General features: G+C 45.5%; 7 protein-coding genes. 1 reads left to right on the forward strand and 6 read right to left on the reverse strand.

The annotated features are described in order from the left end of the window. Nucleotides 1-313: 313 nt before the first annotated feature. From B2633_RS06895 to B2633_RS06920, 6 genes are all read right to left on the reverse strand, one after another. Nucleotides 314-517 carry a hypothetical protein gene (locus B2633_RS06895; protein WP_483169887.1) on the reverse strand — a complete coding sequence of 68 codons (204 nt, stop codon included), beginning with the start codon at nt 515-517 and terminating at the stop codon, nt 314-316. Nucleotides 518-598: 81 nt separating this feature from the next. After that, a complete protein-coding gene (locus B2633_RS06900) occupies nt 599-3,178 on the reverse strand; it encodes an ABC transporter permease (protein ID WP_483169888.1) in 2,580 nt (859 codons plus the stop codon). Further along, entirely contained in the window at nt 3,175-3,858 is a 684-nt protein-coding gene (locus tag B2633_RS06905) for an ABC transporter ATP-binding protein (protein ID WP_276620198.1), read from the reverse strand. The genes B2633_RS06900 and B2633_RS06905 overlap by 4 nt, the downstream gene beginning before the upstream one ends. A gap of 240 nt (nt 3,859-4,098) precedes the next feature. After that, a complete protein-coding gene (locus B2633_RS06910) occupies nt 4,099-5,106 on the reverse strand; it encodes a sensor histidine kinase (protein WP_483169889.1) in 1,008 nt (335 codons plus the stop codon). Further along, the gene (locus B2633_RS06915) at nt 5,106-5,780 is read right to left on the reverse strand and encodes a response regulator transcription factor (protein ID WP_061212639.1); all 675 of its coding nucleotides are present in this window, start codon (nt 5,778-5,780) and stop codon (nt 5,106-5,108) included. The genes B2633_RS06910 and B2633_RS06915 overlap by 1 nt, the downstream gene beginning before the upstream one ends. A gap of 207 nt (nt 5,781-5,987) precedes the next feature. Continuing rightward, nucleotides 5,988-6,758 (reverse strand): helix-turn-helix domain-containing protein, encoded by a 771-nt coding sequence (locus tag B2633_RS06920; RefSeq protein ID WP_061212640.1) that lies wholly within the window; start codon nt 6,756-6,758, stop codon nt 5,988-5,990. A 1,153-nt stretch (nt 6,759-7,911) separates the two neighbouring features. Here B2633_RS06920 and B2633_RS06925 point away from each other — a divergent pair. After that, entirely contained in the window at nt 7,912-8,283 is a 372-nt protein-coding gene (locus B2633_RS06925) for a BlaI/MecI/CopY family transcriptional regulator (RefSeq protein ID WP_276620203.1), read from the forward strand. Nucleotides 8,284-8,404: the final 121 nt, after the last annotated feature.

Consider the following 8,404-nt stretch of genomic DNA (forward strand, 5'->3'; position numbering starts at 1 on the left):
ATCGGATAGGGGAAGCACTCGATTACTTTCGCAAGCAGTTCTTCCTTTCCAAAGAGCGATTGGAAGGACCCTATAATGTTATTTTGCATTTCTTTCATACTACTTCCCATTTTTTAGCCCCCTTTTATACCTGCCATCTTTAGGCTTTTCTGCATCCTTAGGGAGCAGCCACATATTGCCGATTTTCTCCGTCCCTTTAATCCGCCCATCTGCACAGTAAAGCGTTACCATCCGGCTTCCGATGCCCCATTTTTCTCCCGCTTCCTTCACAGTCATATAATCCAGCATGGTAACCCCCAAATAGTTTTTTTTATTATACTACAGATTTCAGTATATTTCTATGTTCAGAAATATACTGAAGGCGGAAATGCACGCAATAGCTGGGAACCATACCCCATACCCCATACCCCTTGGCCATCGCCACCAGCCCTAATATGCCGCCGATCAACGCGATCCCCACCGGTACGGCAAAACTGCGGATCACCAGCGACAGGCAAAGCTGGAAAGCACAGATCACGATCCCGCCGATAAAGCCATAGAAAAGCCAGGTTGGATTATACTTTTATTTTTCGATAGCAGTATTTATTTCGGCATTGAATCATAATGCCTCATTCTTTAGTGCATCGGCGGTGTTTTCTTTTTTGACCTTGCTGACGGAATACATCATGGTGACAAACACCACCAGGAATACGCTGAAAACACTGATACCCACACTCATCCATGGCACCAAAAAGACAACATCAGCGCCAGTCATGACACTTCTATAGATCAAGTAAGTAATGATGAACGCAACCGGGAGTCCATATAACAGAGACTTTAGCCCATAAAAAACACATTCAAAATTCATCATTTTATTAAAGCCTTTATAGCTCATGCCCACCGATTTCAAAATGGCGAATTCGCGCCGGCGCAGGTTGATATTGGTGGAAACCGTGTTGAATACGTTGGCAATGGCAATAAGCGAGATCAGCAGGATGAAGCCATAGGAAAAGACATTGATCAAAATAATCACATTACGGTTTTGTTCCTGAATCTGAGCTATATTGTAGAGGCTGTATCCGGAAAAAATACCTTCATCTTTTAGGATAGCATTCATTTCTTCCGCTGATTTACCGGGGTCGGTCGACAAAAAGGCAAATGTCAGATGTTCATCACGAGTTTCGCTAAAGCGGCTGTTCATAGAATAGGGAGCAAAAACCAAGAAGCCCGCACCACGGGATTCGGAAATAGTTTCCGGCATCCGGTCGGCTATATATGTGACGGTAATCTCCGGGCCGGGCTGACTCCCGCCTGATGGCTCACCCGGAGCGGAGAGCTGCAGGGACAGGGGCAAGCTGCCTTGGAGCACATCGAACGACACATACCGTCCGCTTTCATCATCGTATTTATTTATCTTGGTCATGGCAATCATGTTGTCGGTGTTTTCACCGGCATACTTCTGCGGGTCAAGCCCGAGATCCTTTACATAAGCCGCATAAGTCCCGTCATCAACCAGACACAACGCCACATTGATGGGAACCATATCACCCGCCGGCAGCGAATCCCCGTAATAATGTTCCAAATATCTCTCCGTTAATCGGCCCTTAGGCAGGCTCGCTTCATAATAAAGGGCTTTATAAAATCCGCTGTCGTAAACGCCGCTCACGTTCCTCAGTTTCTCATATAGCGGCAGCTCTTCATCTGTGGTCTGGGTGGACCTAAAAAGAATATCGTAGCCGGATTCATTGATGGTTGTTTCCGCGCTTTCCTGGAGATAGATACCAAAGGCGCTGGCCGATATAAACAGTACGACACTGACGAACAGCGAGATCACCGTACTCCGGTATCCTTTCTTGTTCCTTTTGAAGTTTTTCAGGGCCAATGTCCCCTCCAGACCGAAGAGCTTTGGCACCAGCCTTGATGTTTTCACCTTTTTGGCGTTGATTTTAATATCGGTTGTCTGGCGGATAGCATCGATAGCCGATAGCCGGGCCGCCTTGCGGGCTGGAATATAGGCTGAGATCAGAATGGTGATGATGCCCACAACGCCGGCCGTCACCAGCGAGGGCAGGGAAAGTGACAGCTTCATGTGAACACCGCTGTAAGACAGACTCGCAAATATATCGCTCATCAGCGAAAGCGTAATCCCGATGCCGCCAATCCCGGCCATAATGCCCAACGGGATGCCGATCAATCCAATCCAAGCGCCTTCCAAGAGAACCGACCTGCGCAGCTGCTTGGGGGTTGCCCCCACCGAGGAAAGGATCCCGAATTGGCGGGTGCGCTCGGCGACTGAAATGGAAAACGAGTTATGAATCAACAAAATGGAGCCAAGCATAATCAGCAGGATGAAAATGCCGCCCAGGCGGTACAGGACCGCGTTGAAGGTCTCATCTTTCGAGATGCCCATGTACCGCAATAAGTCATTGTTGTAGGTATAACCGGAGCCGCCCCCGACTGATTGGGCAAATTCATATACCTTGGCCGGGTACCGGAGCTTGGTAAAAACATTTACCCGGTCGGCATCGCCCAGCTCCGCCAGGTTCATCTTGGTGATTACGGTATAGCCAGGCGCGGAATAGTCCTCAAACCTCGGCTTTTCACATATCCCCACGATGGTATAGGCCTTTGGGCTTTCCGGCACAAAGCTTTCGCGGGGAGCGCCGTTCTGGTCATCGAGGACAAACGGGTTATTTTGCCCCAGCCTTTTGCCTGCCAGCACCCGATGGCCCAGAGTAAGATTCAGCGTATCGCCGATTTTATATCTTACTCCCGCGTTGTTTATTTGGCTGTTGATAACGATTTCGCGGTCATTCTGCGGCAGCCGCCCGTCGAGCAGCCGTATCGGTATCATCTCCATTGCCTTATCATCAAATCCGGCTACAAACAGATATGGTTTATTTTCGTTTTGCCCCCCTTCCAACACCGCAGAGCCGATATTCTGACTGACCGCAGCCGCTGCTACTTCGTTATCCGCAGACAGTCTTTGCACCAAAGCGGAGTCAGCTTCCATAAATTGAACATGCCAGTCCCCATCGGTGGCAATTACATTCCGGATCATAAAACTCTGCAGCGAGGCAATGAGTGTTGTGACGGCAGTTATCATAGCCACCGATAAAATAACCCCGATAATGGTGACAATGGTCCTGGTGCGGTTCTTTTTCAAGCTGCTCAATGTGATTTTGCTGAAGACATTCATCTGCGGATCACCTCGTCTTTGGAGATTCTCCCATCCTCGATGCTGATGATACGGTCAGCCTGTAGGGCGATGTTTTCGTCGTGGGTGATAACGATCAATGTCTGGTGATATTTTTTGTTGCTGAACTTTAACAGTTCAACGATGTACTGCCCGTTTTTGCTGTCAAGATTGCCGGTCGGTTCGTCGGCAAGCACGATGGCGGGCGCGTTGATTAGTGCCCTGCCTATGGACACCCGCTGCTGCTGGCCGCCGGAAAGCTGGTTAGGGAGATGTTCGGCACGGTCGGTCAGGTTAAGCGTTTGCAATAATTCCTGCAGCCGCTCCTGGTTGATCTGACGGTTGTCCATCAATACCGGAAGGGTAATGTTTTCCACCACATTAAGCACCGGGATGAGGTTGTAGAACTGATAAATCAGCCCCACCTGCCGGCGTCTGAATATGGCCAACTGTTCCGGATTTTGAGCGTAAACATCCTTACCATCCACATAAACATGGCCGGATGTGGGCGTATCCACCCCGCCCAGCATATGCAGGAGCGTGGATTTTCCTGAGCCCGATGGCCCAATAATGACAACAAACTCGCCTTTCTCCACAGAAAAAGATACCCCGTCAAGTGCTTTAACGAGGTTTTCATCTCGACCATATGTTTTATGTAGGTTGTCGACCTTAAGAATTTCCATCCTCATTCCCCCATCATTTGGTTGTATCCTTAGTATAGCTGGGCCAGATGACACCTCGGTGACTTCTATATAACAATAATGTCACCTTATTGAGGTTTTTGCATAATTCGTTTTTTTCTTAAAAATAACCGGCATTTTAGAATTGTCATCCTGAGGCAACGCCGAAGAATCTTAGAGATTCTTCGCTAACGCTCAGAATGACAGGTTGGATTTTTCCATTATGCAAAACTGTCCATTAGGTTACACAACCTGTTGGTAGAACCTTATTGTGAAGCAGGCTCCGCCGTCAGTGCGGTTGGCCGCTTTGATGGTAGCGTTTTGCAGAGACAGAATCATGCGGCCAAGGGCAAGCCCCACCCCAAAGCTTGAGTCTTTGGCGTCTTTACCCTGGTAAAACCGCTCAAAAATATGGGGCAAGTCATCAGCGTCGATTCCGGAGCCATTATCCTTGATTATGATTTCTGTAAAAAGGGGGTTTGGGGTATAATCAATTTCGATCAATCCGCCATTTTCGCAATGTTCCATGCAGTTCTTAAGGATGTTCCCGATGGCTTCCGAGGTCCACCGCAAATCGCCGGTAAACTGAGCGACTCCGTCTCCGTTTACACGAAGCTCAATATTCCTGAGTTCAAGAGGAATCAAAAAAGGCTCGGCGGCTTTTTGTAGCAGGATGGGGACGGATACCGGCTCCTTTTGAAAGATAGCTGTGCCCGCGTCGATTTTGGATATTTTGAGCAGCGTGGTTATGAGCCAGTCGATCCGCGCTAGGAGGCTTTTCATCTCACCCACAAGCTCCAAGCGATGCTGGGGTTCCAGATCGGAATGGCCGAGAAATGAGACGATCATATTGATAGACGTCAGCGGCGTTTTGAGTTGATGGGCGATATCCGCAATAGAATCGGATAAGTACACTTTTTCTTTTTTTAACATGTCCGACTGCTCTTTAAGCCGCACCGTCATTTTGTGGATTTCGCTTTGCAGAATGGACAGCTCGCCTTCATTGAACATATTAAGATCAAATCCATCTTTCCCATGCAGGACGATATCGATTTGTTCGCCCAAAAAAGCGATGTCCCGGTATCTTTTTCTGGTAAAAACAAAAAAGGCCATACAGAATAGGCCGCATAATATAGTCGTGAAGACTCCGGTTATAAAGCTGATTACAAAACCGGTTATTACGGCTATAACGCAGATTGCCGCCATCAGCAATGCAAAAATCCTGATCTCCCGGTTTCGTAAAAACGCCATCATGATTCTCCCAGCCTGTACCCGAGCCCCCGTATGGTTTTGATGATTTGCGGATTTTGCGGGTTATCCTCGATTTTTTCGCGCAGTCTTTTGATGTAGACTGTCAATGTGTTATCGTTGACGAACTCTCCGGCTATGTCCCATATCTCGCCAAGCAGCTTGTCCCTTGACAGCACAATGCCGTGGTTATTGGCGAACACCAGCAGCAGCCTATATTCCAACGCCGACAAAAACAGCTCGGTGCCGTTTTTATAAACCGTGCCATGCAATAAATCGATCCTAAGGTTTCCGATCTCAAAAACGGACTCCGCTTTTCCGCTTCTCCTGAGCACGCTTTTAATTCGGGCCAGAAGCTCCATCGGGCGAAACGGCTTGACCACGTAATCATCAGCACCCAGGTCAAGCCCTGTGACGGCACTGAGTTCGTCATTGGAAGCGGTCAAAAAGATGACCGGAACATCACTGCTTCGCTTGGCGGCGGTACATACAATATAACCGTTGCCATCGGGAAGCGCGATATCAAGTATCAGTAGATCAAAATGTTCCTTCTCTATCTTGGCTAGCGCCACCTTTTGGGTGTCGGCAAGCACGACCGAATAGCCCTCCGAAGAAAGCAGATGAGATAAATTTTTGGATATATTTAGGTCGTCTTCTACCAGAAGTATTCTATTCATGATAAGGCTGCGCCTCCTTGCCGTATATAGCGGGTCTGTCCCGTTGGTTGGCCCACGGTTTTACATTCACCAACTGCCGCAATATCCTGGTGTGTTTCTCATCCAGGTTCGAACTACCCGGCCATTTCAAGCACTCCTGTTTGAATAAGATTTGCCTGGCACAACTTATTCGATTGGAAAGCAAACGTAATAGAGAGCATACCTTACTCAGTCCTCCGGATCTCTCAAATAAGGGATATATTGTATACTCCCTTCAACTCTTGCTTTGCCTGATTCAATGATTGCATGTTCCAGCCGCTCAACTTCGCTTCTTGTCAGTTCAAGCTTGCTATTGAACTTAGTTTTATAATTATTAAGATAACAAATGAATTTGTTTTTGTTATCTTCATCTTGCAAAATAAATATTGATTCGCATACCGACAGCAGCGGAAATTCATTACTTTCGATATGTGCTTCATTTTCTACAATATACTGAACACTGGTAAATCCACGGCGGGGCTTATCTTCAGTATCGGGAATCAACCAGTCACGTCCGTTCTTTTTTGCATGCCTTAGTTTCCCGCGCCGTATCCATTGCCTTACTGTGACAGGCTCCACCCCAAGCATAGCCGAATATTGGTCAACTGTTAGGTAATCGCATTCGACCGTAATTAACGTGTGTTCCACAGTTGAGGTCATGCCACTGATTTCATCATTTTCAACTTCGATCTCATCAGCCTGACATAAATTCAGTTCCATGCTGTTTCCTAAGAACTGATATTCATAGTACCACCAAAGTTCTGTTAAGACCGGAAGTTTGGATTTCTTTACTGCTGCAATAAACTTTTCGCAAAGTTTAACCCTATTTTTTACAACTTCACCTGAATAGGCGGGTTCTTCATTTAATCTTTCGTGTTCAACAAATAACTCTAATGACTTTAAAATATCTTCCCGTGTAAATAGATAATCCTCCCGAAACAGTTCTTCTTTAATGTCCATAGATAATCCCCCAAAGCTATGTTTGATACTATTGTAACGCACCGTTACAATAGTATCAAACATCCAGCCATTTATTTCCTAAAGCACATTGATCGTATAGCCTAGGTTCATATATTTACTTGACTTATTCTTTCCTTGGAGACATAACTACGGTTAAAAATTCAAGGAGAACGCTATGAACCAGCAGCAAGCAGAAAACGAAATGAAGTACCGCCTTAATACAACAGGGCCTCTTCACAATGAAGAGGCCCTCTATATATCCAATTATCGGCCATCTTGACAGATGTACGAGGATTCACATGGCTACCCTACTATAAAATGATACAAATGCACACCCCTGGTCAATCTTTTAACGATTTCAAGGGTACTGCCCCCAAAGCTTTGCACAAATAAAATGCACACCCGCTCTGCAAGGCGTATAGATCAACATAAACCTGTCAACAATATGAATACTTTTACCGTCGTGCAGGATATAGGGCAACGCTGGAGAGCGAACCGAGCGACTCGACGGGTTTTCCAAAGCAGATGCGGATAGTCAAATGGCTATCCGTTTTTGCTTTTATCTGCTTTGGAAAACAAGAGCGATAAACTCAGCCCCCAATGCCTTAAATATCGTGTTTTTGCTTTATGAAAGCCATTTGCTGTTCCTCGCCCAAGGTGGGGGTGTGCATTACTAATATGGAATTGTTAATGACAATTACTCAACAATACTCAAAAGGAAGAAATTGAAAATACAAAGGCCCTCTACGATTTTGGCTTACTTTATTTTTACAAAAATATTTCATCAAGTGATTCGAATAAAGTACGGGAGTTAGCTCGTCAAATACAATATGCTAAGGATATGCCAACAGACCGAATTGAGCTGAAAAGTGAAAACGGAGAAAATCTAAGGATTGATTATCGTATGAATCCTACCGCAGGGCATGATTATAAAGTGAATCATACGCAAAAGATGGATGTTCGTAATGAAAACTTTTAGAAATTGATAAAAAAACAAAACAGATAATTCTAAAGAACAGGTTGACATATGTATACCACAATAATATTATTAGGTAAACGGATGTCAACCTTTATTAAAAGGAGGATTAAATCTGAAAGGAATTCTTTCATCACGTTTTGTGCCTGAGCGTTAGCGAAAGGAATGGTTATAAATATGAAACGAATCAATTTATCTGATGGTGAGTGGAATATCATGAATGTGCTATGGAAATCAGCTCCTCAAACTATTACCAAGCTTACGTCTGCTCTGAAAGAATCCACAGGCTGGAGCAAGCACACTATTATTACTATGCTCGGCCGTATGGAATCCAAGGGGGCGGTAAAATATGAGCAAGGGGTTAAAGCAAAGCAATATTATCCTGTAGTGGAGCGTGCCGAAACGGCATTGGAAGAAACTGAAAGCTTTCTCGACAAAGTCTATTCCGGAAGCTTGGGCCTGATGGTTAACACAATGGTTGAGAAAAACAGTTTATCAAAGGAAGAAATCGAAGAGTTATATGCCATATTAAAAAGGGCTGAGGAGTAAGAGAAATGATTGATACAATTATATCTTCATCTGTGCTGATTTTGATTATCCTCGCCATAAGGTTTGCGTTTAAGGGAAAAATTAATCCCATGGTGCAGTATGGACTCTGGAGTCTTGTGGC

The organism is Syntrophomonas sp. UBA1041, from assembly GCF_002316705.1.
GTDB lineage: Bacteria > Bacillota > Syntrophomonadia > Syntrophomonadales > Syntrophomonadaceae > DTU019.

Excerpts from the sequence above, each read along its gene's own strand:
- B2633_RS06900 (WP_483169888.1), bottom strand. The coding sequence starts at position 3,178 with ATGAATGTCTTCAGCAAAATCACATTGAGCAGCTTGAAAAAGAACCGC.
- B2633_RS06905 (WP_276620198.1), bottom strand. The coding sequence starts at position 3,858 with ATGGAAATTCTTAAGGTCGACAACCTACATAAAACATATGGTCGAGAT.
- B2633_RS06910 (WP_483169889.1), bottom strand. The coding sequence starts at position 5,106 with ATGGCGTTTTTACGAAACCGGGAGATCAGGATTTTTGCATTGCTGATG.
- B2633_RS06915 (WP_061212639.1), bottom strand. The coding sequence starts at position 5,780 with ATGAATAGAATACTTCTGGTAGAAGACGACCTAAATATATCCAAAAAT.
- B2633_RS06920 (WP_061212640.1), bottom strand. The coding sequence starts at position 6,758 with ATGGACATTAAAGAAGAACTGTTTCGGGAGGATTATCTATTTACACGG.
- B2633_RS06925 (WP_276620203.1), top strand. The coding sequence starts at position 7,912 with ATGAAACGAATCAATTTATCTGATGGTGAGTGGAATATCATGAATGTG.